General features: G+C 41.7%; 1 protein-coding gene. It reads left to right on the forward strand.

The genetic code is table 11. The features are described from left to right. Positions 1–259, forward strand: a 259-nt coding sequence (locus ON15_RS05895) for a transposase (RefSeq protein WP_010580560.1), incomplete at both ends; no start/stop codon positions are given.

Here is a 259-nt window from a genome sequence, read left to right on the forward strand (position 1 = left end):
TCAGTTACTTAGACGAAGCCAACGGCGTCAACACGACAAGTATCAATACAGTGTTATTGTTGAAGCTCACGCTGGTGAGAATACCTTTCCACTGCGTTTAGTATTTGTCACCAAGCGTGGTCATACCAATAAGTTTTTAGTTTTAGCATCAACTAATACTGATCTGACACCAGATAAAATCATCCAGATGTATGGTCGTCGCTGGCAGATTGAGGGGTTTTTCAAAGTAGCCAAGCAATACTTACGCCTTGATCGTAGT

The organism is Liquorilactobacillus vini DSM 20605, from assembly GCF_000255495.1.
Classification (GTDB): domain Bacteria; phylum Bacillota; class Bacilli; order Lactobacillales; family Lactobacillaceae; genus Liquorilactobacillus; species Liquorilactobacillus vini.